This window comes from Solirubrobacter soli DSM 22325 (genome assembly GCF_000423665.1).
Lineage (GTDB): Bacteria > Actinomycetota > Thermoleophilia > Solirubrobacterales > Solirubrobacteraceae > Solirubrobacter > Solirubrobacter soli.
Map to the genome: position 1 here is coordinate 51543 of NZ_KE384070.1, position 24945 is coordinate 76487.

Consider the following 24945-nt stretch of genomic DNA (forward strand, 5'->3'; position numbering starts at 1 on the left):
CCTACTCCTGGGGCAGCGCGAGGATGCGGTCGGCGATGATGTTGCGCTGGATCTGCTGCGTGCCGCCGTAGACGCTGGCGGCGCGCGAGTAGAGGTAGGTCTCGGTCCAGAACTCGTCCTCGGCGCCGAGGATCTCGAACGCGCTCGCCGCGAGACGCTGCTCGGCTTCGGCCATCAACAGCTTCACGCTCGAGCTGTCCGGGCCGACGGCACCGCCGTTGAGGAACTCGCCTACGGTGCGGTAGGCGTGATGGCGCAGCACCTCGACGCCGATCAGCGCCTGGGCGAGCTGGACCTGCACGAGCGGGTCGTCGAGGCGGCCCTGCGCCGCGGCGTCCGCGATCGCGCGGTCCAGCCACGTGCGCAGCTTGACCTGGCGCGGGAGCGCGGCCGTCCCGCGCTCGTGGCCGAGCGTGTGCATCGCGATCTTCCAGCCGTCGCCGCGCTCGCTGAGCAGGTTCTCCTTGGGGACGATCACATCGTCCAGGAACAGCTCGCAGAACTCGGCGTGACCGGTGATCTGTGTCATCGGCCGCACGTCGACGCCTTCGGACTGCATGTCGACGATCAGCATCGAGATGCCCTTGTGCTTGGGGCCATCGGTCTCCGTCCGCGCCAGCACGCCGCACCAGCGCGCGTACTGGCCCCACGAGACCCACGTCTTGGAGCCGTTGAGCACGAAGTGGTCGTCCTCCTCGGTCGCGCGCGTACGCAGCGAAGCGAGGTCGGAGCCGGCCTCGGGCTCGCTGAAGCCCTGGCACCAGATCTCCTCGGCGGAGAGGATCGACGGGATGTAGCGGGCGCGCTGCTCGTCGTTGCCGAAGCGCAGAAGCGATGGGCCGAGCACGTCGAGCCCGACGACGTTGACGAACTCGGGCGCTCCCGCGGCGGCGAGCTCCTGGTCGACGACGATCTGCTCGACGGGCGGTCGCCCGCCGCCCCCGAAGTCGCTGGGCCAGGCGCGACCGACGAAGCCGGCCGCGTAGCAGGAGGCTTGCCACTCACGCAGCAGCGCCATCCTGTCGTCAAGGGCGTGCGGGAGGTCCGCGCCCACCAGCGGGGCCTGGGCCAGGAAGCTGCGAACCTCGTCCTGGAGCGCCCGTTCCTCAGCGGTAGCTCGAAGTTGCATGAACTGAGATCGTATCAGTAGTCATCGCAGAAGTGGCGTTTCTTGAATCCTTTCGTCGGTTGCGATAGATTGAAGTGACTTCAATCTATGACGCGAGGAAGAGACATGACTCCAACCGGCGAGGTGATCGATCTCCTCGTGCTCGGGGCGGGGATGGCCGGGCTGAGCGCCGCAGCCAAAGCGGCATCGGCAGGCGCCAGCGTCGTGCTCGTGGAAAAGGGCGAGGCGATCGGCGGCTCGGCCGTGTACGCCGGTTTCATCTGGACCGCGCCGACCGACGAGGTCATGCGAGAGGTCAACCCGGACGGCGACCCGGCGCTCGGCCGGCGGATCGTCGAGGGCTATGAAGACGCGCTCGCGTTCGTCCGCTCACTCGACGTGCACGTCGCCGATCCGGTCACGGTGCTCGGCTATGGGCGCGGGTGCGCGACCGACATGGCGAACTTCCTGCTCGCCTGCGACCGCCTCGTGCGCGAGCGCGGCGAGGTGCTGGTCCGCAGCCACGCGCTCCGGCTGCTCACGGAGGATGGTGCCGTCGTCGGCGCGGAGGTCGAGACGCCCGCCGGCGCGCGCGTCATTCGCGCGAGCAGCACGCTGCTCGCCACCGGCGGCTTCGGCGGAGATCCCGACCTGCGCGCGGAGTACATCGCGCCGGCGGCGAGGGACATCCCGTTGCGCGCGAACCTCAACAGCACCGGCGACGGCCTGCGCCTCGCCCAGGCCGCGGGCGCGGCCGTCGGCGAACCCGACGCCGGCTTCTACGGTCACCTGATCCCGTCCGGGGTCGTGTACACGAACCCGTATGAGTTCACGGACCTGACCTTCTACCACTCCGAGCACGGGGTGCTGCTCAACCGCAACGGTCAGCGCTTCTGCGACGAGACGATCGGCGATCACCTGAGCACGCTGCACGTGCTCGACCAGCCCGACGCGCGGGCATTGCTGATCACCGACCAGCGCGTGCACGAGCAGTGGATGCTCGCCCCCTACGTCGAAGGCGTCGAGCCGATCGACAAGTTCCAGCTCGCGTACAAGCGCGGCGCGCGGGCGGCGATCGCGGAGGACATCGAGGAGCTCGCCTACCTGCCCGAGGAATGGGGCTACGACGGGGAGGCTGCGCGCGACACCATGATCGAGTTCAACCGGGCGCCGAACCGCAGACTCGACTCCGAGCCGCTCGTCACGCCTCCCTACTACGTGATCGAGGTCATCCCCGCGATCACCTTCACCTTCACCGGGCTGCGGATCGACGAGCGCGCGCGGGTCCTGCAGGCCGACGGCACGCCGATTCCGGGGCTGCTGGCCGCCGGGGCCGATGCCGGCGGCATCTTCCACCGCGCCTACGCCGGCGGCCTCGCGGCCGCGCTGGTCTTCGGGCTGCAGGCCGCGTCCACCGCCACGAGCGCCCGCGTGGCGTCCTGAGGAGAGAACCGATGGGAACACTGGACGGCAAAGTCGCGTTCATCACGGGCGCGGGCCGCGGTCAAGGGCGCTCGCATGCGCTCAGGCTCGCCCAGGAAGGCGCGGACATCATCGCGCTCGACGTCTGCGACGAGGTGGTCGGCACGATCGGCTATGCGCTGTCGACGCCTGACGACCTCGACGAGACGATCGCGGGCGTGGAGGCGCTCGGCCGCCGCGCGGTCAAAGGTGTCGCCGACGTGCGCGATCTCGATCAGGTCATCGCCGTCGTCGAGCAGGGCCTGGAAGAGCTCGGCCGCATCGACGTCGTCTGCGCCAATGCCGGCATCGGCTCCTGGGCGGTCGCCTGGGAGATGACGGCCGAGCAGTGGAACGACATGATCGACATCAACCTCACGGGCGTCTTCAATGCCGCCCGCGCGGCGCTGCCGTCGATGGTGGCGCGCGGCGAGGGCGGCTCGGTGATCCTGACGAGCTCGACGGCGGGCCTGATCGGCTACGCCAACACCGCGCACTACACGGCGGCCAAGCACGGCGTGATCGGGCTGATGAAGGTGCTCGCGCAGGAGGCGGGGCTGCACGGCATCCGCGTGAACGCGATCTGCCCGACGACCGTCAACACGCCGCTCGTCATCAACGAGGGGACGTTCCAGCTGTTCAGGCCGGACCTCGAGAACCCCGGGCCGGCCGACGTGCGCGAGCCGTTCGCGGGGCTGAACATCCTGCCCGACGTGCCGTGGATCGAGCCGTCCGACGTGTCGGACACGGTGGCGTTCCTCGCCTCCGACGCGGCGAAGTACATCACCGGCGTCGCGCTGCCGATCGACGCCGGCAACGTCGTCAAGAAGGGCTGAGCGATGGCCGGCCGCGCCGCGGGCAAGGTCGTCGTCGTCACGGGAGCGAGCCAGGGGCAGGGGGCGGCGGAAGCGCGCGCCCTGCACGCTGAAGGCGCGACCGTGATCGCCGCCGACGTGCGTGATCCCGTCGAGCCGATCGACGGCGTCGAGTACCGCCGGTTGGACGTCTCGAGCGCCGACGACTGGGCCGCGCTGGCGGCCGGTCTCGAACGCGTCGACGGGCTCGTCAACAACGCCGGCATCACCCACCGGGCCTCGCTCTGGGACGTGACGCAGGCGGATCTCGAGCGCGTGTTGAGCGTCAACCTCAACGGTGCGCTGTTCGGCATCCAGACGCTCGCGCCACTGATGACCGACGGCGGGTCGATCGTCAACGTCGCGTCGCTCGCGGCGTTGACCGGCCACTTCGCCACGGCCTACACGGCCAGCAAGTGGGGCCTGCGTGGTGTCTCGCGAAGCGCCTGCGCGGAACTCGGTCCGCTCGGCATCCGCGTCAACACGATCTTCCCCGGCGCGATGGCCGCGCCGATGACCGAGACGCCACAAGCCTTCATCGACCGCCTGCTCGAGGAGATCCCGCTCGGCCGCGCGGGCGCGGCCGAGGACGTCGCGCCGCTCGTCGTGTTCCTGATCTCCGACGAGTCGAGCTGGATCAGCGGCGCGGAGATCGCCGTGGACGGCGGCCAGTCCGCGCACGGCGGGATGAAGGGCCTGGCCGACCTCGTGCGCGCCGAGCGGGCGCGGGCGCCCGCGAGACACGGTTGATCAGCGGCCCGCGGCGGCCAAGTGGGCGTCTGAATGGGCAGCTACCGCTCTCGAACCGTTCTCGCAGGGTTCGATCGTGGCGATTCACGAGCGGATCGCCGCCGCCGACCGGTGGCTCGCCGCTCACGTTGCCGCCGGTGGCGCAGGCGGCGATCGCGCACGTCCAGTTCGAGACCATCCACCCGTTCGCGGACGGGAACGGACGCGTCGGTCGGGCCTTGATCGGCGCCAGTCTGGCGCGCAGTGGTGTCTGCCGCGACGCACTCACGCGCTTCCGTCGCGGTGACCATGATCCGTGGTTCCTGCTGCTCGCGGAATCGGCGGCGCATGCCGCGCATGCCTCCATCGAACTCGCCGACCAAATTGCCGACCTGCAGGGACGCCGGCGGGAGATGGCCAGGCGTCCGCGACCGGATTCCGCCACCGAACGGCTCATTCGTCTCTTGCCGGCCGAGCCCGTCCTCAGCATCGAGCGTGCTGCGCCGCTCATCGAACGCAGCGAAGAGGCCACGCGCCAAGCGCTGAATCGACTCGAGGAGGCCGGCGTCGTGGAACTGACGCAGGTCGCGAAGCGCGATCGTGCATGGGAAAGCGTCGGCGTGTTTGCGCTGGCTGACGAAATGGAGCGGCGACTCAGTGGTGGTGCGCGGGGCGCTGCTGAGACGCGGTGACGGCTGAGCCCGTGCGCCTCTGACCCCCTCGAGGGTCAGAGGCGCGAGTCGCCTCAGACGTTCGCCGTGGCGACCTGGAGCGCGTGCAGGACCTCGTCCGGGACCTCTTCGCCGGGCTCGATCGAGATCGTCTTGTCCAGCAGGTACTCGTCGATCGCGTACGGGCCGTGCTCGCGGCCGATCCCGGACTCCTTGTAGCCGCCGAAGGACGAGTTGAAGTCCGCCGACATCGTGTTCACGCGGAACGTGCCCGTGCGGATGCGGCGGGCGATGTCGAAGCCCTTGACCGGGTCGCTCGTGAAGACCGAGCCGGAGAGGCCGAACTTGCTGTCGTTCGCGAGGCGGACGGCGTCGGCCTCGTCGTCGTAGGGGATGACGACGATGACGGGCCCGAAGATCTCCTCCTGGGCGACCGTGGAGTCGTTGCTGACGTTCGTCAACAGCGTCGGCTCCACGTACCAGCCCTGGTCGAGATGCTCGGGGACGCCGCCGCCGAACGCCACCGTGGCACCCTCGTCGACCGCCGTCTTGATGTAGCCCAGGACGCGGTTGCGGTGCGCTTCGCTGACCAGTGGGCCGACGACCGTGTCGGGGGCGTGCGGATCGCCCACCTTGTACGTCTTGAACACCTCGATCGCCCGCGCCACGATGTCGTCGTACTGCGCCCGTGGCGCCAGGATCCGGCTCATGCAGGTGCAGTTCTCGCCCTGCGTGGTGCCGGCGCCGAGGGCGACGACCATCGGGACGGCGGTGTCGAGGTCGGCATCCTCGAGGATGATCGCCGCCGACTTGCCGCCGAGCTCGAGCACGCAGCGCTTGACCTGCGCGCCGCAGACCTCGCCGATCTTCTTGCCGACCTCGGTGGAGCCCGTGAACGTGACCATGTCGACGTCCGGGTGGGCGACCAGGTGCTCGGACGCGTCGCGCGTGGCGGCGACGATGTTGATCACGCCGGGCGGGAACCCGGCCTCGGTGATCAGGTCGGCCATCGCGAACAGCGTCAGCGGGTCCGGGTCCGGGGCCTTGACCACGGCCGTGCAGCCGGCCACGATCGCCGGCGCGATCTTCTGGGCGATGCCCGGCAGCGGGAAGTTGAACGCCGTGAGCGCCGCGATCACGCCGACCGGCTCGCGCACCAAGAGGCTCTTGCTCTCGTACTTCATGATCAGCCCGCCGGCCGCGCCGGCCATCGACGTGAGGTCCGCCTCGCGGACCTCGGCGAAGGTGTGCTCGCGGCCGACCTTCGCGTAGTAGTTCCAGTGCAGCGTCGGCGCGACCGAGTGGTAGACGTCGGCGGTGATCTTGTTGTGGCCGAGCTCATCCACCGTCAGGTCGGAGAACTCGGGCGCATGCTCGGCGATCAGCGCCGCGAGGCGCTCCATCATCTCCGCGCGCTCGGCGACCGGCCGCGTCGGCCAATCCGTCTCATAGAACGCGGCGCGTGCCGCTTCGACCGCCCGATCGATGTCAGCCTCGTTGGCCGCCGGGACGTAGCCGATCTTCTCGCCGGTCGCCGGCGAGATGACATCGAAGCGCTCCGTCGAGTCCGGCGCTTGCCAGCTGCCGTCGATGTAGAGACTCGGGTATTCGCGGGACAGCATGGTTTCTCTCCTCGGTGGTTGACGATCTCATACGGCGGCCATTCCGCCGTCGACGCTCAGCACCGTGCCGGTGACGAAGCCGCTGCCGGCGCCGAGCAGGAAGAGCACCGCGTCGTCGAGCTCTCCGGCGCGGCCGCCGCGTCCCAGCGGCGTGCGCGAAAGCAGGAACTCCGGGAACTGCTCCGGATCCTCGCCGAGCTCCGCCGTCATCTCCGAGGCGAAGAACCCCGGAGCCACGGCGTTGACGCGAATCCCATAGCGACCCCATTGCGACGCGAGCTCACGCGTCAGACCGATGATGCCCGCCTTGGACGCGACGTATGCGGCGTCCGGGATCTCGCCGATCGAGCGCAGGCCCATGACCGACGCGATGTTGACGATCGAGCCGCCGCCGCCATTGGTGTCGCGCATCCCCTGCGCGGCGAGACAGGACAGCGCGAACGGTGCGATCAGGTTGAGATCGAGCACGTTCGCGAACGTCTCGGGCAGCGTGCGCAGCGCGGGGGCGGTCGCTCCCGAGCCGGCGTTGTTGATCAGCCCGTCGATCCGCCCGTGCCGCTCGATCACGCCTTGGATCAGCCGCTCCCGGTCGGCCTCGTCGGTGACGTCGCAGACGACGGGGTCCGCGTTGGCGATCTCCCGCGTCAGCGCGTCGAGGCGTTCGGCGCGGCGCGCGGCCAGGACCGGGATGCCGCCGGCGGCGCCGATCGCGCGCGCGAGCTGCGCGCCGAGGCCGGAGCTCGCGCCGGTGATGATCACGACCCGGCCATCCATCTCAGCGGGCATCGAGCGCCGCCTCCTCCTCGAGCCGCATGAGGTTCACGTCCACGAGGCCGGGCACACGCCCCAACTCGCCGTTGCGCGCGAGGACGCCCAGCCCCTCCTCGCCCCAGCGGCGATGGTCGAAGTACGCCTCGATGTAGCCCACGCGCGTGGTCGTTTCGAGCACACCGACCGGCCGCTGGCCCTCCACGTCGAGCGGCTCGCACTCGACCTCGTTGAGGACGCGGTTGAGGATCAACGCGCGCGCGCCGAAGGCACCGTCCATGACCGAGAGCACCCGGTCCGACAGCTCGGTGAACGAGCTCCACGCCTGCTCGGGATCGACCGACGCCGGCCGATCGGCCTCGAGCATGAACTTCGCCAGCGCCGTCTGTCCGCCGAGGCGGTCCAGCAGCACGGTCTCCTCGGCCTCGCAGGAACGCAGCCGGTACAGGCAGTTGACGTGATCCTGCGCGACCATCTCGTTCTGCTCGGGGCTGAACGCGAGCGCTTCGCCCGGCGCGAAGCGCAGCACCGCGAAGCGCCACGCCCGCGGCCGCTGACTGAAACCACCGTTGACGTCCGCCTGGGCGACCGCGCGATTGGTGTGGTAGGTGAGCAGCGACGGCATCGGGCGCAGCAGCTCCTGGGCCATGTGCACATGGACCTGCGTGTAGTGGCGCTCGCACTCCTCCGGGCTCTTGGAAGGTGTCGGGTCGAACCGGCTGAAGTGCTTGCCCATGCCGGCGTCAGCTCCCGCCGACGGGCTCGGCCGCCAGCGGCATGAAGCTGCGGGTGATCGCGCTCTGGGTCAGCTGGGCGCCCTCGAGCACGCTGCTGATCTTCCCGTCGACGATCACGAGCACGCGATCGCAGAGATCGGCGAGCTCCTCCAGGTCGCTCGAGCTGATGAGCACCGCCGCTCCCTCCTGCGCCGCGTTGACCAGCTCGCGGTGGAGCTCGCTCTTGGCGCCGACGTCCACGCCCTGGGTCGGCTCGTCCAAGAGGAAGACCGACGGCTTCTGCGACAGCCATTTGCCGAACAGGATCTTCTGCTGGTTGCCGCCGCTGAAGATGCTCAGCGGCTCCTCCGTGGCGTTCGCCGGGCGCACCGACAGCCGCTCGAACCACTCCTTGGTCCGCGCCTTCTCGGCCTTGCGGCGAACGACCCCGCCCTTCCAGAACGGCTTGAGGTCCGGCAGGGTCAGGTTCTCCCGCGCGCTCATCGTCATGACGCCGCCGCCGATCTTGCGGTCGGGCGCGACGTACGCCACGCCCTCGCCGATGGCGACATCGGGCCGTGACGGCGGCAGCGGCTTGCCCGCCACCTTGACCTCGCCGTCGGCGCGCGGCAGCGAGCCGAAGGCCGCGCCGAGGACCGTGTCGCGGCCTGAGCCGGCGAGCCCCGCGATGCCCACGATCTCGCCGCGCTCGGCCGCCAGCGAGATGCCGTTCGCCGCGCCGGCGCACAGGTCGGAGATCTCGAACACCGTCTCGTGCTTGCGCGCGGCCGCACGCGCGGCCTTCTCGCGCCTGGTCTCGCTCTCCTCGGCGAGCAGCTCCTCGCCGGCGAGCAGCTGGACGATCGAGGCGTGGTCGAACTCGGCGACCGGGCCCGCGCCGACCACCTTGCCGTCGCGGAACACCGAGACCTTCTGGGCGACGCGGAACACCTCGCCGAGGTGGTGGGTCACGTACAGCACCCCGACGCCGGTGGCCGCGATCGCGGCGACGCGGTCGAGCAGGTGGTCCACCTCGTCGACGGGCAACGTCGCGGTCGGCTCGTCGAGGACCAGCAGGCAGTGCGGGTACTCGGGGTCTTCACGGAGCGCACGCGCGATCGCGACGCCGGTCCGCTCGGAGGCGGCGAGGGTGGAGACCATCGCCTTCGGGTCGATGTCGAGGTTGAGCTTCGCCAGGTCGGCCTTGGCCTGCGCCCGGCTCGCCCGGTCCCGGATCGTTCCCCACGCCGTCGGGAAGCCCGACCCGAGCGACATGTTGTCCTCGACGGACAGCGTCGGGACGAGCCCGAGGTCCTGCTGCACGAACCGGCATCCGAGCCGATAGGACTGCACGGGCGCCTGGAACGGCAGCTCGTTGCCCTGGATCCGGATACCGCCGCCCGGGTCGGGCGCGTGGTATCCGGACAGGATCTTGATCAGGGTCGACTTGCCCGACCCGTTCTGACCCAGGAGCGCATGCACCTCGCCTGGTTGGATGGTCATGCTCACACCCGCCAGCGCCTGGGTGCGCGTGAACGTCTTCGACACCGAGTCGACTTCGAGCACCGCGGTCATCATGTTCTCCTAGGTCGCGTTACCGGTCGCCGTTGCCTAGGAGACGCCCCAGAGCGCCTTGAACTGGGCGAGGGCGTCCTTCGGCTCGCTCCAGGTCGAGATGTCACCGACGTTGTCTTTGGTCAGGATCTGCGTCGTCTGCAGGCCGGAGGCCTTGGCGTCGATCGGCATGCCGAGCGAGTCGCGGAACATCGCGTCCATCATCACGTAGGTCGAATAGACGGGATCGAACCCGGTCCACGCCAGCTGCTTGCCCGTCTTGAGGGCCGCGATTCCCGCCTCGTCGGCGGCCTGGCCGATGACCTTGACCCGGCTCGACAGACCCGCCGCCGCCAGCGCGGCGTCGATGCCATTGGCGAACGGGCCGACGTCGAAGGCCACGTAGTTGGCGTCCGGGTTCTTGCGCAGCGCGGACACCATCACGCTCGGCACCTTGCCGGCCGTCAGGTCAGGGATCGTGATGTCCTGGATCTGCACCTTGCAATCCGGGCAGAGCGCCTTGACCTCCTTCTGGAAGCCGTCGGTGAAGCCGCCGAGGATCGGATAGGCCGGGACGTGCTCGATGATCACGTTGCCCTTGCCCTTGGAGTCCGAGACGAAGAAGTCGGCGAGGACCTTGCCCATCAGCGCGTCGTTGGCGTACGCGTTGGCGTTGACGATGATCGGGCCGCCCGGCGTGACCTCGGCCGGGTGCACGGACGTCAGCACCCACTTGGCGCCGGCGTCCTGGACCTTCTTGATCATCGCGGGCGTCAGCGGGATGCCGGCCTCGGCGACGTAGTTGGCCTTCTTGGTGATCGCGGTGTCGATCGCGGCGTTGAACGTCGCCGGGTTGGCGGGGTCGTAGCTGACGACCTCGTAGTTCCACTTCGCCATCGCGGCGAGGTTCTTCAGCGACTTCTGCAGCTTCTGGTTGTTCGGGTCGTTCGTCCCGAGCATGACGAGGGTCTTACCGGTGGGCGGCGCGCCCTTGAGCTGCCCCTTGATGGTGATCTGGGTCGGCGTGGCCTGGTACTGCTTGAGCTGCGCGGCGGCCTTCGCGACGCCTGCGCCGCTGCCCGCGCTCGTCGAACCTCCGGATGACGTGGAGGAACTGCTCGAGTTGCTGCTGTCCGAGCCGCAGGCGGCGACCGTCAGGGCGAGCACCAGCGTGGCGATGAGGGCGGGGAAACCGCGAGTGTGGGTCATTGATCTCTCCTCTGAGAACGTGAAATTGCCGAAGCTGTGATGGGGCGTGGGGCTCAGTGCGGGACGGCGCGGGCATCGGAGCCCACGGTCGCCGTAGGGGTGGGTTCCGGCTGGGGAGGCACGTCAAGGCCGGAGCCGCCGGAGTCGTCCGATCCGTCCTCGCCCGTGGAGCCGCGCCCGAAGCGCGCCTTGAGCCGATGCCAGCGGGCCGAGGGGGAGCGCTGGATCGACAGGGCGACGGCGATGATCAGCGCGACGCCGTTGAACATGTCGTTCAGCCAGCTGGCGCCGGACACGAGCTGCAGTCCCTGCACGCCGGTGGCCAGGACGAAGATCGCCAGCAGCGTTCCCCAGACGTTGAACCGCCCCGGGATCAGCTGCGTCGAGCCGAGGAAGGCGGCGGCGAACGCCGGGAGCAGCAGGGTCCCGCCGAAGTTCAGCGACGGCCCGTTCAGCGAGGCGAACATGATCCCCGCGGCGCCGGCGACGGTCGCCGAGATCACGAGCGCGACCGTCGTGTAGCTGCGGATCCGAACGCCCGACAGGCGGGCGGCCTCGGGGTTGCCGCCGATCGCGTACAGGTAGCGGCCGGTCGGCGTGTGCGCCGTCAGCCACCACAACACGAACGCGATGACGAGCATGTACAGCACGACGATCTGGAAGCCCCCGACCGTCGTCTGCGTGAGGTTGTTCCAGCCCGCCGAGGTCGGCGGTAGCGGCTGGGCGTTGTGGGAGACGATCACCTGCGTCGCCGCGAGGATCGAGCTCATGCCCAGCGTCGCGATGAACGAGTTCACGCCGAGCCTGACGACGATGAACGCGTTGACGCAGCCGATGATGATCGCGACCGCCATCCCGAACGCGATCGCGGCGACCGGGCTCCAGTGATGGTCGTTCATCAGCACGACGGTGGTGACGCTGGCGAGGCCCGCCGTCGCCCCCACCGAGAGGTCGTAGAGACCCGCGGCGAGCGGGATCAGGATGGCGAGGGCGACGATGCCCGTCACGGCCTGCTGGGCGGCGACGCTGTGGAGCGTCGCGGCGGTCAGGAACTGATCCGGGACCCAGATGCCGAAGACGATGATGAACAGCGCCCACAGGTACAGGCCGCTGAACCGGTCGAAACCGGGGTTGAGCTTCCGTCGCGGCTTGCGCGCGGTTGCTTGGCTCACTGTCGCCACTTCAATCCTCTGACCTAATTCGCATGGGGCACCCACTCCTCCGGTGGCTGAATTGAACTCGATTCGAAAAGTACACACCGAGTACGAGAGTGTCAAGAGGATTGAGACGATCTACAGAACCGTCTTCAGCTCAGCCGCTTCGTATCGGCGGCGATCGTGGCCTGCAGCTGTTTGAAGTCAGGTCGGTCGGCTAGCGCCATCCTGTAGGAGCCGAGGCGCCGCGCCGCGTTGATCGCGATCACGCCGACCAGCCGTCCGTCGCGCTCGCCGCCATAGACGAACCGCGACCCGTCCTCGGTCGCTTCCAGGAGTTCCAGGCGTTCCGCGAGCCCGGGGAGGCCGAGCGACTGGATCTTCGTGTCGTACTGGTCGGACCAGAAGTACGGCGGCTGGTCATAGGGCGTGCGCTGCTCGGCTTCGAGCAGGGCGTTGCGGCCGGCGTGCTGTCCCTGCTCGGCCGCGACGGTCCAGTGCTCAATGCGGATCGAGTCGCCGCCGGCCAGGGGGTGCGGCCAGGACACGATGTCGCCGGCGCCGAGGACGTCGGGGTCGCCGACGGCCGTCAGCGTTGCGTCGCATTCGAGTCCCGGGGTCAGTCGCAGCCCGCTGTCCGCCAGCCATTCCGTGTTCGGGTGCGCGCCCAGTCCGACGACGACGAGGTCGGCTTCGACGCGCGTCCCGTCGGTCAGTTCGACGGCCTCGAACCGGCCGTTGCCATGGAGTCCGGCGACGCCGGTGGCTAGGCGCACGTCGACACCGTGGTCGCGGTGCAGGTCGGCGCACCACTTGCCCAGCTGGGGGCCCAGCGGCAGCATCGGCGTGGGGGCGACGTCGATCAGTGTCACGTCGAGGCCCTGCTTGCGGGCGGTCTGGGCGACCTCGCAGCCGATGAAGCCCGCGCCGACGATCGCGACGCGCGGGCGGTCCCCGAATGCTGCCCGCAGCGCGATCGCGTCGTCGAGGCTGCGTAGCACGTGGACCCCCTTCAGCTCGCCGCCAGGGCCGGGCCAGCGTCGCGCCCTTGAGCCGGTGGCGAGGATCAGCCGGTCGTAGGGCACCTCGCTCCCGTCGGCGAGCACGACGCGGCGGCGGGCGCGGTCGAGCCTCGTCGCGGGCACGCCCAGATGCCACTCCGCTTCGAAGGTGTCGGAGGGGAGGGCGACGCGTTCGACGTCGTGCTCGCCGGCCAGAAGTTCCTTCGACAGCGGCGGCCGGGTGTACGGCCGGTGGACCTCCTCGCCCACGACGACCAGCTCGCCGTCGAACCCTGCGGTTCGCGCGGCCTGTGCCGCCCGCAGCCCGGCGAGCGACGCCCCAACGATGACCAGTCGACGCACCTTGTGCTCCTCATTCGAAATCAATAAACTGAAGTCAGTTTAGATTCGCCGTCAACCCCCTGGAGACATGACCGAGCCCTTTCGCGCCGCAATCGTCGGTGCCGGTCCGAGCGGCTTCTACGCCGCCGGGCAGCTACTGGCCGTCGACGAGCCGTCGTTCGCCGTCGACCTCTATGACCGTCTGCCGACTCCCTACGGGCTGGTGCGGTCGGGTGTCGCTCCGGACCACCCGAAGATCAAGTCGGTCACCCGCGCGTACGACAAGACCACCCAGCACGAGCGATTCCGGTTCTTCGGGCATGTCGAGCTCGGCGGCGACGTCACGCGACGCCAGTTGCTCGAGCACTACCACGTCGTCCTGTACACGCTGGGCACGTCGATCGACCGGCGGCTCGGGATCCCGGGGGAGGAGCTGCGCGGCTCGCACGCCGCGACCGAGTTCGTCGCCTGGTACAACGGCCACCCCGACCACAGCGGCCTGGAGGTCGACCTCCAGGGCAAGCACGCGGTCGTCATCGGCGCCGGCAACGTCGCGATCGACGTCGCGCGCATGCTCGCGCTGGCGCCGTCGGAGCTCGCGGGCACCGACACCGCCGATCACGCGATCGATGTGCTCGCGGCCTCGGGCATCGAGGACATCACGATCCTCGCTCGCCGCGGCCCGCTGCAGGCGGCGTTCACGAACCCCGAGCTGCTCGAGATGGGCGAGCTCGAGCGCGGCGACGTCGAGATCGTCGGTGGCGAGCTGGACGAGCTGTCGGCGGTCGCGCTCGGTGAGGCCGACAAGACCCGGCGGCGCAACGTCGAGATCCTGCGGGAGTACGAGGCGCGGCCGAAGACCGGGAAGCCGATCACGGTCCGCTTCCGCTTCCTCGCGTCCCCGGTCGAGCTGCTCGGCGACGAGCACGGCCACGTGCGCGCCGTGAGGATCGTGAACAACACGATCGTCGCCCGCGACGACGGCTCACTGGCGGCGCGCGGTTCCGGGGTGTTCGACGAGCTTCCGGCGCAGCTCGTGTTCCGCTCGATCGGCTACACCGGGCAGCCCATCGACGACGTCCCGTTCGACGAACGGCGCGGCCTGATCCGCAACGAGGGCGGTCGCGTCACCGATCCCGGCGGCGCCCACCAGCTCGGCGAGTACGTGTCCGGTTGGATCAAGCGCGGCCCGTCGGGCGTGATCGGCACGAACAAGAAGGATTCCCTGGACACCGTCATCAAGATCGTCGAGGACGTGGCCTCCGGCCGCGTGAACCGGCCGGTCTTCGACGACATCGAGGGTCTGGTGGAGGCGTGCGCACCGGACGTTGTGACGTGGGAGGGCTGGCAGGCGATCGACGCGATCGAGACCGCCGCCGGCGAGGGCTGCGCGCCCGCGCGCCCGCGCGTGAAGCTCACCGAGTGGGCGGCGCTGCGCGAGGCAGCCTCCCGTAAACCAACTTCAATTCAGGGCGGTCGAACATGAACGGACGTTTCGCAGGCAAGGTCGTGATCGTGACCGGTGCCGCGACGGGCCTCGGGCTCGCCGCGGCGCTGCGGCTGGCGGGGGAGGGTGCCGACCTTGCATTGGTCGATGTCAACGGCGACGCGCTCCGGGAAGCGGGGGAGGCGCTGCGCGCCGCCGCGCCGGACGGACACGTCGCGCTGATCACGGCGGACGTCAGCGTCGAGGACGAGGTCGCGGCGTACGTCGAGGAGACGATCGCGAAGCTCGGCCGCCTCGACGGCCTGTACAACAACGCCGGCATCGAGGGCAAGCAGGACCCGGTCGAGGCCTACAGCGCCGAGATGCTCGACACGGTGCTCGCCGTCAACGTCAAGGGCGTGCTCTACGGGATGAAGCACACGCTGCCGCACTTCAAGGCCCAGGGCTCGGGCGCGATCGTCAACGCGGCATCGGTCGGCGGCATCCGCGCGGTGCCGAACCTGGTCGCCTACGTGGCCAGCAAGCACGCCGTCGCCGGCATGACCAAGCAGGCCGCGATCGAGTACGGCGAGTTCGGCGTCCGCGTCAACGCCGTCGCCCCCGGGGCGATCCTGACCGACATGATCAAGGGCTCGCTGATCCAGATCGCCGGCGAGGACGGCTGGGAGGCGGCCGGCGCCGAGTTCGTGAGCGTCAACCCGATGAAGCGCTTCGGCCGGCCGGAGGAGGTCGGCAACCTCGTCGCCTTCCTGCTGTCCGACGACGCGTCGTTCGTCAACGGCACCGTCATCGCGATCGACGGCGGCCAGTCGCAGGCCTACTGAACCGCGCAGTTCATCCGGGGGTGGCGTACGTTTCGCCCTGCTACAGGGGCGGAACGTACGCCACCCCCCCCAAGGGGAGCTGACGGTCAGGGGCTGTACGGCGTCTTAGTGACGAGCGAGAGGACCTCGCGGTCGATGATCTCCGACAGGGCGCCGGCGGCCTCCAGGAACTCGGGGTCCTGATAGGCCGCGGCGAAGGCCGCCGGGATGACGTTGGCATCGGCGACCTCCCACACGTCGTGGACCTCGTGGAGGTCGCCGACGAGGGTCATCCAGCCGCCGACGAGCCTCCAGCCGTTGGCCTCCATCACCCGCTTCACCGTGGCCATCGCCTCGTTGAACGCGGGAAGGCGGCCGTACTTGATCTTCACATTGGCGTAGACGTAGAGCACGATCAGTCGTCGATCACGACGATCGCGCCCTCCGGGCAGGTGCCGGCGAGCTCTATGGCGAGCTCGCGCTGATCGTCTCCGATCTCGATCGGATCGCCGCCGCGGATCGTCACGAAGCCCTCGTCGTCGGACTCGAGGAGGTCGGGGGCGAGCGAGTAGCAGCGCCCGTGGCCCTGGCACGCAGTGGTGACCTGCAGCTTCACGATCCCACCTCCCAGCGCAGCGGGAGCGTCTCGAGGGCCATCATCGCGCCGCCGCCGCGCTCCTGCAGCGTGGCGTCGGAGCCGAGCTCGAAGTTCGGGATCACGGACAGCCACTCCTGGACCGCGATCGCCATCTCGCGCCGGGCGAGGTGCATACCCAGGCAACGGTGCGGGCCGCTGGCGAACCCGAAGTGGTTGTTCTTCTTGCGGTCGATGACGAACTCGTCGGCGCGTTCCCAATGGCGTGGGTCGCGGTTCGCGCCGGACACGAGCGCGTACACCATGTCGCCCTTCTTGAGCTGCACGCCGTGGAACTCGACGTCGCGGGTGACCTTGCGCCCGTCGCCGAAGATGATCGTGTAGTAGCGCAGCGTCTCCTCGACCGCGAGCGGCGCGATCTCGGGGTCGTCGATCAGCTTCTGGCGATCGTCGGGGTTCAGGGCGAGGTGGTGGAACATGTAGCCGAGCTCGGCCCGCGTCGTGTCCAGGCCCGCGAGGGTGAGCACCGTGCACATGTCGAGCAGGACCTCGTCGTCGAGTGGCTCGTCGTCGACGGTCGCGTTGAGCAGGTAGGTGAAGAGGTCACCCTCCGGCTGCGGATTGAGCCGCCGGTCGGCGAGCTGCTCGGCCCAGAAGACGCGCATATCGCTGAGCGCGATCCCCATGTTCTCGGCGCCCTCGGGGTCGCCGCCGAAGCCGCCGAAGAACATGTCCACCCACTTGGCGAACTGCTCGGTGTAGGACACGGGCACGCCGATCACGCTCAGGAACGCCGCGGTCGGGTACAGCAGCGCGAACTCCTCGATGAAGTCGCACTCGCCCTTGGCGACGAGCGGTTCGATGTAGCTCTTGCACAGCTCCCGCATCATCGGCGCCGCCGCTTCCATCGCCTTCGGCGAGAACCACGGGTTCAGGATGCGGCGGTACTTGATGTGATCCGGTGCGTCGACCTGCGTCGGCACGAACCGGTAGATCGGGTTCGGCTCCCACGGCGTGATCGACTCGCTGGAGAAGATCTCGGGCGTCTTGTAGATGTCCTTGACGGCCTCGTGGCGCGTGAACACCCAGTACCCGCCGCCCGAGTACTTGTTGTAGAAGTGCGGGCAGCTCTCGCGCAGGTCGTTGGCGAGCGCCCAGTAGTCACCCAGGTCGCGGGTGGTGGAGAAGTCCTGGTGCATCACCGGGCAGCCGGTGACCTCCTCGCCCTTCACCTGCGAGATCGTGCTTGCTTCCATGGTTCAGTCTCCGTTGAAGTGTTCGGTTCAGGCCGAGGCCAGGACGGGCGGGATCTGGGCCGCGGCGCGCTGGGCGATGTCGCGGCCGGCGAGGTAGCCGAAGACCATCGCGGGCCCGAGCGTTCCGCCCGCGCCGCCGTAGGTCATGCCGAGCGGCGATGCCATCGCGTTGCCCGCCGCGTAGAGGCCGGGGATGACGTCGCCGTCGACGTCCAGGACGCGCGCGTGCGTGTCGGTCGCCGGTCCGCCCTTGGTTCCCAGCGCGCCGCTGAAGACCTGGATCGCGTAGTAGGGCGCGGTCTCGACCGGGCCGAGCGAGGCGCGCGCGGTGCCGTCGCGCAGCGTCGGGTCGCCCCACCACTTGTCCTGGGCGCTCCAGCCGCGGTTGTAGTCGGGATCGTGGAGGTCGCGCGCGTTGGCGTTGAAGCGCTCGATCGTCGCCGAGAGCGCGTCGGCCGGGATGCCGAGCTTCTCCGCCAGCTCAGCCGGCGTGTTGCCGGAGGTGATCCAGTCCGTGCGGGCCTTCTCGGTTCCCCCCAGGCCACCGGCGAAGCCGTACTTGTCGAGCCAGGTCTGGTCGAAGACCAGCCAGCACGGGAGGTTGCGGTACACGCCCATCGTCGTGTCCTGCTCGTGGAAGGCGGCGCCGAACGCGTTGTAGTTGGACGCCTCGTTGGTGAAGCGCTTGCCCTGCCGGTTGACCATGATGGCCCCCGGAAGCGTCCGCTCGTAGGTGAGCAGCTGCTGACCCGTCGGGACGATGTCGGTGGGCAGCTCGATCATCGGCATCCACCACGCCTCGCGCATGTTCCCGAGCATCGCGCCCACGCGCATCGCCATCTTGAGCCCGTCGCCGGTGTTCGTCTCCACCGCCACCGTGTGCGTGCACGGCCCGCGCAGGAACGCCCGCTTGAGGTCCGCGTTGTGCTCGAAGCCGCCGGTGGCGATCACGACGTTGGCCGCGCGCACCTCCCTGCGTCCCTCAGGTGTCTCGAACACGACGCCGGCGACCTCGCCGTCCTCCATGATCAGCTCGACGGCGCGGTGGCTGGTCTGCGGCTCGACGCCACGGTCCAGGCAGGCCTTCAACAGGCGGCCGCCGAGCGCGAGACCCATCCCACGCTCGTCGTTGGCGGCACGACGCTGCAGCTCCTCGGCGGTGAGCTCGTCCGGGACGGCCTGGCCGAGCGTCGTCTCGCCGATCGTGAGGTGGTAGCTCGGGTAGTACGGCGAGATGTGGACGCGGTCGGCCCACTCGCCGAGCTCGCCGTAGGGAAAGATCGCCGTCTCGAGCGACCTGCCCCCCTGTGGCATGCCGCCGGGCTGCTCAGGGTGGTAGTCGGGGAAATCCGGAACGGCCCGGAACTTGACGGGCGTGCGCTCGTCGAGCCAGCGGACCATCTCAGGGCCGACGTCGATGTACGTCTCCGCCATCTCGTCCGAGATGGTGTCGTTGGAGAGCGCGCGCAGATACTCGAGCGCCTTCTCGCGCGTGTCGCCCTTCTCCGGAGGCTCGTGCTGGTTGAGCGGGATCCAGATCATCCCGCCCGAGTAGACAGTGGTCCCGCCGAGCGTCGCGCCCTTCTCGAACAGGCCGACCTTCGCCCCGAGCTCGGCCGCGGTCACGGCGGCGGTCATTCCGGCGGCGCCTGTGCCGAGCACGATCACGTCGTAGTCGCCCATTCGGTTTCTCTCCCCGTCGCTACTTGAACCAACTTCAGATCAAACAAGTTAGACAAACGGCGCGAATCTGTCAACGTTCCGTCCTCAGCTGAGTTCAAATCGGAGGAGAGCGGCCATGTTGGACGGCAAGGTGGCGATCGTCACCGGGGCGGCGATGGGCATGGGCGAGGCGACCGCACGGGTGTTCGCCAAGGCCGGGGCGCGCGTGCTCGTGAGCGACATCAACGAAGAGCTCGGCGAGGCGACCGCGGAGCGGATCCGCGCAGACGGCGGCGACGCGTCGTTCTTCCGCACCGACGTCTCGAGCGCCGCCGACGCCGAGGCCATGGTCCGCACCGCCGTCGAGCGCTACGGGCGCCTGGACTGCGCGGTCAACAACGCCGCCGTCACGCCCGACACGCACGCGATCGCCGAGCTCGACGAGCAGGAATGGGACCGCGTCCTGGGCGTCGACCTCAAGGGCGTCGCGCTGTGCCTGAAGTACGAGATCCGTCAGCTGCTCGCGCAGGGCGAGGGTGGCTCGCTCGTCAACATCGGCTCGGTCAGCTCGCACCGGCCGCAGCCGAACAACGCGGCGTACGTCGCGGCGAAGCACGGCGTGATCGGCCTGTCCAAGGTGGCATCGCTCGAGAACGCACCGCTGGGGATCCGCGTCAACACGGTCTGCCCGGGCGCGATCGACACGCCGATGGTCCGTCGGCGCGCTCGAGACGGTCGGCATGACCGAGGCGGAGTTCGCCCCCGTCATCAGCCTGTTGGGCCGGTTCGGCACTCCGGAGGAGGTCGCGCAGGCGAGCCTGTGGTTGTGCTCGGATCAGTCCTCGTACGTCACGGGAGCGGTGCTCGCCGTCGACGCCGGCTACACCTCGCGCTGATCCGTCGCTCGCTTGACGAGGACGTCAGGCCGCCGTAGACTGAATCGAAGTAAGTTCAAGAACCCGGAGGAGAGCTCATGAGCGAGACGGCCATCGACTACGACACGATCCGTGCGCTGCAGGATCGAACCGATATCGAAGAGGTGCTCTACACGTACTCGTCGGCGGTCGACTCGTTCGACAAGGCAGGGGTCCGCGGCTGCCTCGCGGACGACATCCACGCCACCTATGGCAATGCCGAGCCCGTCACCGACGCCGACACGCTGGCCAACTGGATCGCCGACGCCACGGCGACCTGCATCTGGCAGCATCACCTGCTCAACGTCTACCACGTGAGGATCGACGGCGACCAGGCGAACACGGTGTCCTACCTGACGTCCTATCAAGTCTTCGAGGAGGACCCGAAGTCCGCGGTCATCCTCGTCGCGCGCTATCACGACGTGCTGCGGCGCACCGCGGACGGCTGGAAGATCTCCGAGCGCGTGATGGAGCTGCTGTGGGGCGAGACCAAGCCGGACACGGGCTTCCTCGACGGCCTCGGCGGCCGCGGGCCGAAGGTCTGGGCGCGCAGCTGATGTCCACCGTTCGCACCGCAGTGATCATGACGCTGGACAAGCAGGACCTCGACGAGGTCGTCGGGATCTTCGCGACCTTCATCAAGGACGTCCAGGAGAAGGACTACGGCGTCCTGACCTACCACTACTTCATCGACGACGGCGACCGGCCGGCGATCCATGTCTTCGAGGAGTACGAGAGCTCGCAGGCACACCTGGATCACTTCGCCAACATCGACATGCAGGCCGTCGGTCGCCTGATGGAGCTCGTCCAGCTCTCGGAGCCGCACTACTACGGCGAGCCGAGCGCTGAGGAGCGGGAGCTGCTCAAGGGCTTCGGCAACGTCCACTACCACCGGCCGCTGATCAGCATCGAGGAGCCGGCCAGGCAGTCATGACGATCTCGACGCTGGAGTTTCAGCCGGAGGCCGAGCGCTACTACGCGCAGGGCTACTGGCAGGACGGTGATCTCTGGGACGACTTCGACGCGCGTGCGCGTGAGCACGCCGAACGCGTCGCCCTGGTCCTCGAGGACCGCGCGGTGACATACGCGGAGCTGCGCCGCGCGGCGGTCGCTCTCTCGCACCGGCTGGCCGACGCCGGCGTCGAGGCGGGGGAGGTCGTGATCCTGCTCGGCCGCCACTCGATCGAGGCCGCGGTGGCGATGCTCGGATGCCTGCATCGCGGACTCGTGCTCGCTCCGCTGCCGCCGATGTTCAACCAGACGCAGATGGCGGCGCTCGCCGAGCAGACGAGCGCGCGGGCGATCGTGACCTTCGGTGGTGAGAAGGAGGTCGCCAAGTGCCGCGAGGTGGCGGGCGACCGCCTGCCGCTCTTGACCGTCGTGCCGGCGGACGTGGACAAGGCGCGCGAGCTCGATGACGCCCGGATGCCGCGCCACGCGGACGAGGTCGCGCTGGTCCTGCACTCGTCGGGTACGACGTCGGCGCCGAAGGGCATCGCGCACTCCTCCAACACGCTGCGCTACGCGACCCGCGGGGTCTGCTCGCGCTGGGGCCTGACGGGCGATGACATCTACCTGACCGTGGTCGAGTTCGGCTTCGTCGGCGGCCTCGTGTTCGGGTACCTGCCGGTGCTCCTGCAGGGCGCGACGGGCGTGCTGCTGAGCCGCTGGGACCCCGAGGAGGCGCTGCGGTTGATCGAGGCGCACGGCTGCACGTACGTGCTCGCGATGCCGACGCACGCGACCGACATGATCCTGGCCGCCGAGCAGACCGACCGCGACCTCTCGTCCATGCGCGTCCTCGCCGGCCCGGGCCTGTCGCCGGAGCGGCGGATGGCCATGCACCAGGCGTTCGGGACCCCGCCGCTAGGCGACTACGGGCTCTCCGAGGTCCCGGGCCATGCCGCGCACGCGCCCGACGATCCGCCCGCGAAGATCATGCGCACCGAGGGTCGCCCGTACGACGGCACCGAGATCCGGATCGTCGGCGACGACGGCGAGCCCGTGCCCACGGGGACGGTCGGCGCGGTCGTCGTGAACGGCCCGAGCCGCTTCCTCGGCTTCCTCAACAACGACGACCTGACGCGCACGTCGCTGACATCGTGGGGGGGCTACGAGACCGGCGACCTCGGGATGCTCGACGAGGACGGTCACTTCATCTACGTGGGGCGGAGCAAGGACATCATCCGCCGCGGCGGCGTGACGATCGTGCCGGCCGAGGTCGAGCCGGTGATCCTGCGCCATCCCGCCGTCCGCGAGGTCGCGATCGTGCCGATTCCGGACGACCGCCTGGGCGAGCGCGCGTGCGCGGCGATCATCGCCCGCGACGGCTTCACGGCGCCGACGCTGTCCGAGCTGCAGGAGTTCCTCGACGCCGAGGGCGTCGCCAAGTACACCTGGCCCGAGTCCGTCGAGGTCTTCGAGCAGTTCCCGCGCACGCCTTCGCTGAAGGTCGTCAAACGCGACCTCGTCGAGTTGGTGCAGGCGCGTGTGACGGCGTGAGCACCGCGTTGCGGCGAATGTACGCGCTCATCGACGGCCCCGAGCCTGGGCGTTGCCGGGAACTGCTCGCCGACGACCTGCGGTTCGCGATCGTCTTCTCCACCGGCGAGGTCGCCGAGGACTTCGCCGGTGGACGCGAGGCGTTCGACGCCTACCTCGCCCAGCGCGACGCACCGGCGTGGACACACCACGTGGTGAGCGAGTCGTCCGACGGCCGGGTCGAGCTCGTGCTCGGCGAGACCCGCGTCGACGGCTCGCCGCTGGCGACGTTCGTCGCGGCGGCGCGCATCAACGCCGGCGGCCTGATCGACCGCTACGTGGTGGGGCGCTCGCCCTCGGTGCTCTTCGACCTCTAGCTCGAGCTCTTGCGCTTCGCCGCGGGCTTGGCCTTGGCCTTCGCTTTGGCCTTCGCCTTCGGCGGTGCCTCGGACGGCAGGCCCGCGACGGCCAGGCAGCGGGAGACGAAGAACTCACGGACCTGCTCGAGCGAGAGGCTGCCGCGCGGGCGGTACCAGTGCCAGACGCTGTTGTAGAGGCCGAGGATCGCGCGGGCGAGCAGCCGCGGATCGGCCTGGGGGATCGCGCCCTGCTCCATGCCACGGGTCAGGAACGTGGCCCAGGCGAACTCGAGGTCGCGCATCTGCGAGCGGGCGAGCTGGCGCGACTCCTCCTCGCGGGTGGACGTGCGGTGCAGGCCGGCGAGCGACTGCTCGGCGACGAGCACTCGATTGCGCAGGACGTCGTGGTCGGTCAGCTCGAAGGCGGCGTTGAGCACGGCCTTGAGCGCCTCCGCGAAGTCATCGTGCTCGGCGATCGCCTTGTCGAACTTCGCGCTGTCGGCCTGGATGGCGAGCGCCTGGATCTCGTACAGGCAATGGAGCTTGGACTCGAAGTAGTGGTACAGCGCCGTCGAGCCGATGCCGACTTCCTTGGCGATGTCCGCCCACTTGGTGTACTCGTAACCGTGCTGACCGAAGTACTCGATCGCCGCGTAGATGATGTCGTCGCGCTTGCTGCGCGAGGAGCGCGGACGACGCTTCGCAGTCGTTGAGGCGGCCAAGGGGGAACTCGATCCTTTCTAGGTGACTTCACCACCACGTTACCAGCGCATTCGGCGGGTGTTGAGCCGGGAGCCGAAAACTGATATGACTTCAGTTCTGCGACTTGCGAAAGGAGCGCGTGGATGCGCGATACCCATGATGTGATCGTCGTCGGCGGTGGGATGGCGGGGCTCTCCGCCGCCCTGGCGGCCGGCGAGGCCGGCGCGAGCGTGCTCGTGCTCGAGAGCGAGCCCGCCGTCGGCGGGTCGATGGCGCTCAGCGGCGGACTGATCTGGGGGCCCGCCACGTACGAACTGGCGCGACACTGGGTCCCGCGCGGGAACCCTGAGCTGCAGCGCATCCTGGTCGACGAGCTGGAGCCGGCGTGGAATTGGCTGGAGGCGCACGGGCTGCCGCTCGACGCGGCGGTGCCGTGTCTGAAGGACCGCATGGGCCGTGGACGGCTCATGGCGGCGGGCGGGCCCGGTGCCCGCGGGCCGTGGGCGGAGCTCCTGCACGACGCCGTCCGGCGGGTCGGAGCCGAGGTGCTCGTCGAGGCGCGCGTGGAGACCGCGACCCCCAGCGGGGACGGCTGGACCGTGACGTACACGCGCGAGGGCACCACCCGTACCGCCCACGCCGCGTCGGTCGTCTTCTGCGGCGGCGGCTTCCAGAACTCCGAGGAGCTCGTGCGCCGCTACATCAGCCCCTGGCCCGAGGAGATGGTCGTCCGCAGCAACCGCTCCAGCGACGGGGTCGCGCTGCGCGCACTGCTGCCCCTCGGCGGGTCGGTCACCCACGGCATGCACTCCTTCTACGGCCACACCCTCCCGTACATCCCCGGCAAGACGTGGGACAACGGCCTCGAGTTCCTCGCCGGCTCGCTGTACTTCAGCGACTACTGCTTGATCGTCAACCACCTCGGGCTGCGCTTCACGGACGAGTCCGTCGGGTGCATCGACGAGCACAACGCCGAGCGCGGGTGCCAACAGCCCAACGGCCGCTACTACGTGATCTTCGACGAGCGCATCCGGCGCGAGCACATCGATGTGGACCTGATGGGCATCCCGGGCATCGAGGCGACGCGCGTGCCCGCGAAGGTCGAGCAGCTGCGCGAGCTCGGCGCGTCGATCGTCACCGCGACGACCCCTGCGGAACTCGCTGCCGCCATGGACGCCGAGTTCGGCGTCCCGGCCGCGAACGTGGCCGACACCCTGCGCACCTTCAACGCCACGTCCGACCCGATCGGCGAGCTCGATCCGCCCCGCCGCCGCGACCACGCGCCGATCGAGGAGGCTCCCCTGCGCGCGATCGCCTGCGTCGCCGGGATCACCTACACGATGGGTGGCCTGGCCGTGGAGGACGACATGCGCGTGCTCGACGGTGCCTATGCCGCCGGCGCCGACGCGGGCAACGTCTTCGAGGACGTCTACGGCGGGGGCCTCGGCTGGGCCGCCGTCTCGGGCCGGCGCGCCGGCCGCGCCGCCGCCACCCACGCGCAGTCGCGCGTGAGCGTCACCGCCGCGTAGCGGGCGGG

At 69.4% G+C, this 24945-nt stretch carries 24 protein-coding genes and 1 pseudogene; 12 read left to right on the plus strand and 13 right to left on the minus strand.

Annotated features, from left to right (window positions below):
• Window position 1: 1 nt before the first annotated feature.
• Entirely contained in the window at window positions 2-1129 is a 1128-nt protein-coding gene (locus G569_RS0133200) for an acyl-CoA dehydrogenase family protein (RefSeq protein WP_028066603.1), read from the minus strand.
• Window positions 1130-1234: 105 nt separating this feature from the next.
• Between G569_RS0133200 and G569_RS0133205 the strand changes: the two genes are divergently transcribed.
• The 4 genes from G569_RS0133205 to G569_RS53650 all read left to right on the plus strand — a co-directional run bounded on the left by G569_RS0133205 (window position 1235) and on the right by G569_RS53650 (window position 4844).
• Complete coding sequence (locus tag G569_RS0133205; RefSeq protein WP_028066604.1) at window positions 1235-2551, plus strand: FAD-dependent oxidoreductase; 1317 nt, start codon at window positions 1235-1237, stop codon at window positions 2549-2551.
• Between the two features lie 11 nt (window positions 2552-2562).
• Window positions 2563-3405, plus strand: a complete 843-nt coding sequence (locus G569_RS0133210; RefSeq protein WP_028066605.1) for a mycofactocin-coupled SDR family oxidoreductase — start codon at window positions 2563-2565, stop codon at window positions 3403-3405.
• Window positions 3406-3408: 3 nt separating this feature from the next.
• Window positions 3409-4173 (plus strand): SDR family NAD(P)-dependent oxidoreductase, encoded by a 765-nt coding sequence (locus G569_RS0133215; protein WP_028066606.1) that lies wholly within the window; start codon window positions 3409-3411, stop codon window positions 4171-4173.
• A 137-nt stretch (window positions 4174-4310) separates the two neighbouring features.
• Window positions 4311-4844, plus strand: coding sequence for a Fic family protein (locus tag G569_RS53650; protein ID WP_053227350.1), 534 nt, complete (start codon window positions 4311-4313; stop codon window positions 4842-4844).
• Between the two features lie 53 nt (window positions 4845-4897).
• Here G569_RS53650 and G569_RS0133225 read toward each other — a convergent pair whose 3' ends face one another.
• The 7 genes from G569_RS0133225 to G569_RS0133255 form a co-directional block, all read right to left on the minus strand.
• On the minus strand, window positions 4898-6445 hold the full coding sequence (locus G569_RS0133225) for an aldehyde dehydrogenase (RefSeq protein ID WP_028066607.1): 1548 nt from the start codon (window positions 6443-6445) through the stop codon (window positions 4898-4900).
• A gap of 27 nt (window positions 6446-6472) precedes the next feature.
• A complete protein-coding gene (locus tag G569_RS0133230) occupies window positions 6473-7231 on the minus strand; it encodes an SDR family NAD(P)-dependent oxidoreductase (protein WP_028066608.1) in 759 nt (252 codons plus the stop codon).
• On the minus strand, window positions 7221-7949 hold the full coding sequence (locus tag G569_RS0133235) for a hypothetical protein (RefSeq protein WP_028066609.1): 729 nt from the start codon (window positions 7947-7949) through the stop codon (window positions 7221-7223). The genes G569_RS0133230 and G569_RS0133235 overlap by 11 nt, the downstream gene beginning before the upstream one ends.
• 7 nt (window positions 7950-7956) lie before the next feature.
• Window positions 7957-9504: a sugar ABC transporter ATP-binding protein gene (locus G569_RS0133240; RefSeq protein ID WP_028066610.1), complete on the minus strand. Its 1548-nt coding sequence runs from the start codon at window positions 9502-9504 to the stop codon at window positions 7957-7959.
• A 36-nt stretch (window positions 9505-9540) separates the two neighbouring features.
• Window positions 9541-10692, minus strand: a complete 1152-nt coding sequence (locus tag G569_RS0133245; RefSeq protein ID WP_028066611.1) for a sugar ABC transporter substrate-binding protein — start codon at window positions 10690-10692, stop codon at window positions 9541-9543.
• Window positions 10693-10745: 53 nt separating this feature from the next.
• Window positions 10746-11864 (minus strand): ABC transporter permease, encoded by a 1119-nt coding sequence (locus G569_RS53655; protein WP_053227352.1) that lies wholly within the window; start codon window positions 11862-11864, stop codon window positions 10746-10748.
• A gap of 134 nt (window positions 11865-11998) precedes the next feature.
• Entirely contained in the window at window positions 11999-13210 is a 1212-nt protein-coding gene (locus G569_RS0133255; RefSeq protein WP_028066612.1) for an NAD(P)/FAD-dependent oxidoreductase, read from the minus strand.
• 67 nt (window positions 13211-13277) lie between these two features.
• Here G569_RS0133255 and G569_RS0133260 point away from each other — a divergent pair, with 67 nt between their 5' ends.
• On the plus strand, window positions 13278-14675 hold the full coding sequence (locus G569_RS0133260; RefSeq protein WP_028066613.1) for an FAD-dependent oxidoreductase: 1398 nt from the start codon (window positions 13278-13280) through the stop codon (window positions 14673-14675).
• Window positions 14672-15460, plus strand: a complete 789-nt coding sequence (locus G569_RS0133265) for a glucose 1-dehydrogenase (RefSeq protein WP_028066614.1) — start codon at window positions 14672-14674, stop codon at window positions 15458-15460. Before G569_RS0133260 ends, G569_RS0133265 begins: the two co-directional genes overlap by 4 nt.
• Window positions 15461-15546: 86 nt before the next feature.
• On the opposite strand, the gene G569_RS0133270 is transcribed toward G569_RS0133265, so the two are convergent.
• From G569_RS0133270 to G569_RS0133285, 4 genes are read right to left on the minus strand one after another with little or no spacing between them, the layout of a single operon-like run.
• Window positions 15547-15852, minus strand: coding sequence for an NIPSNAP family protein (locus G569_RS0133270; protein WP_028066615.1), 306 nt, complete (start codon window positions 15850-15852; stop codon window positions 15547-15549).
• 2 nt (window positions 15853-15854) lie between these two features.
• Window positions 15855-16055, minus strand: a complete 201-nt coding sequence (locus tag G569_RS0133275; RefSeq protein WP_028066616.1) for a ferredoxin — start codon at window positions 16053-16055, stop codon at window positions 15855-15857.
• Complete coding sequence (locus tag G569_RS0133280) at window positions 16052-17290, minus strand: cytochrome P450 (protein ID WP_053227353.1); 1239 nt, start codon at window positions 17288-17290, stop codon at window positions 16052-16054. Before G569_RS0133280 ends, G569_RS0133275 begins: the two co-directional genes overlap by 4 nt.
• A gap of 27 nt (window positions 17291-17317) precedes the next feature.
• Window positions 17318-18973: an FAD-dependent oxidoreductase gene (locus G569_RS0133285; protein ID WP_028066618.1), complete on the minus strand. Its 1656-nt coding sequence runs from the start codon at window positions 18971-18973 to the stop codon at window positions 17318-17320.
• A gap of 115 nt (window positions 18974-19088) precedes the next feature.
• On the opposite strand from G569_RS0133285, the pseudogene G569_RS53660 reads away from it, so the two are divergent.
• The 5 genes and pseudogenes from G569_RS53660 to G569_RS0133310 all read left to right on the plus strand — a co-directional run bounded on the left by G569_RS53660 (window position 19089) and on the right by G569_RS0133310 (window position 22724).
• A pseudogene (locus G569_RS53660) lies at window positions 19089-19848 on the plus strand (SDR family NAD(P)-dependent oxidoreductase).
• Between the two features lie 77 nt (window positions 19849-19925).
• Complete coding sequence (locus tag G569_RS0133295; protein ID WP_028066619.1) at window positions 19926-20423, plus strand: nuclear transport factor 2 family protein; 498 nt, start codon at window positions 19926-19928, stop codon at window positions 20421-20423.
• Entirely contained in the window at window positions 20423-20800 is a 378-nt protein-coding gene (locus G569_RS0133300; protein ID WP_028066620.1) for a putative quinol monooxygenase, read from the plus strand. Before G569_RS0133295 ends, G569_RS0133300 begins: the two co-directional genes overlap by 1 nt.
• On the plus strand, window positions 20797-22368 hold the full coding sequence (locus G569_RS53665) for a class I adenylate-forming enzyme family protein (RefSeq protein ID WP_053227354.1): 1572 nt from the start codon (window positions 20797-20799) through the stop codon (window positions 22366-22368). Before G569_RS0133300 ends, G569_RS53665 begins: the two co-directional genes overlap by 4 nt.
• A gap of 17 nt (window positions 22369-22385) precedes the next feature.
• Window positions 22386-22724: a hypothetical protein gene (locus tag G569_RS0133310; protein ID WP_037501319.1), complete on the plus strand. Its 339-nt coding sequence runs from the start codon at window positions 22386-22388 to the stop codon at window positions 22722-22724.
• On the opposite strand, the gene G569_RS53670 is transcribed toward G569_RS0133310, so the two are convergent.
• Window positions 22721-23428: a TetR/AcrR family transcriptional regulator gene (locus tag G569_RS53670; RefSeq protein WP_053227355.1), complete on the minus strand. Its 708-nt coding sequence runs from the start codon at window positions 23426-23428 to the stop codon at window positions 22721-22723. The two genes, G569_RS0133310 and G569_RS53670, sit on opposite strands and share 4 nt — an antisense overlap.
• Window positions 23429-23551: 123 nt before the next feature.
• On the opposite strand from G569_RS53670, the gene G569_RS0133320 reads away from it, so the two are divergent.
• Complete coding sequence (locus G569_RS0133320) at window positions 23552-24937, plus strand: FAD-dependent oxidoreductase (RefSeq protein ID WP_084285964.1); 1386 nt, start codon at window positions 23552-23554, stop codon at window positions 24935-24937.
• The last annotated feature ends 8 nt before the right edge of the window (window positions 24938-24945 follow it).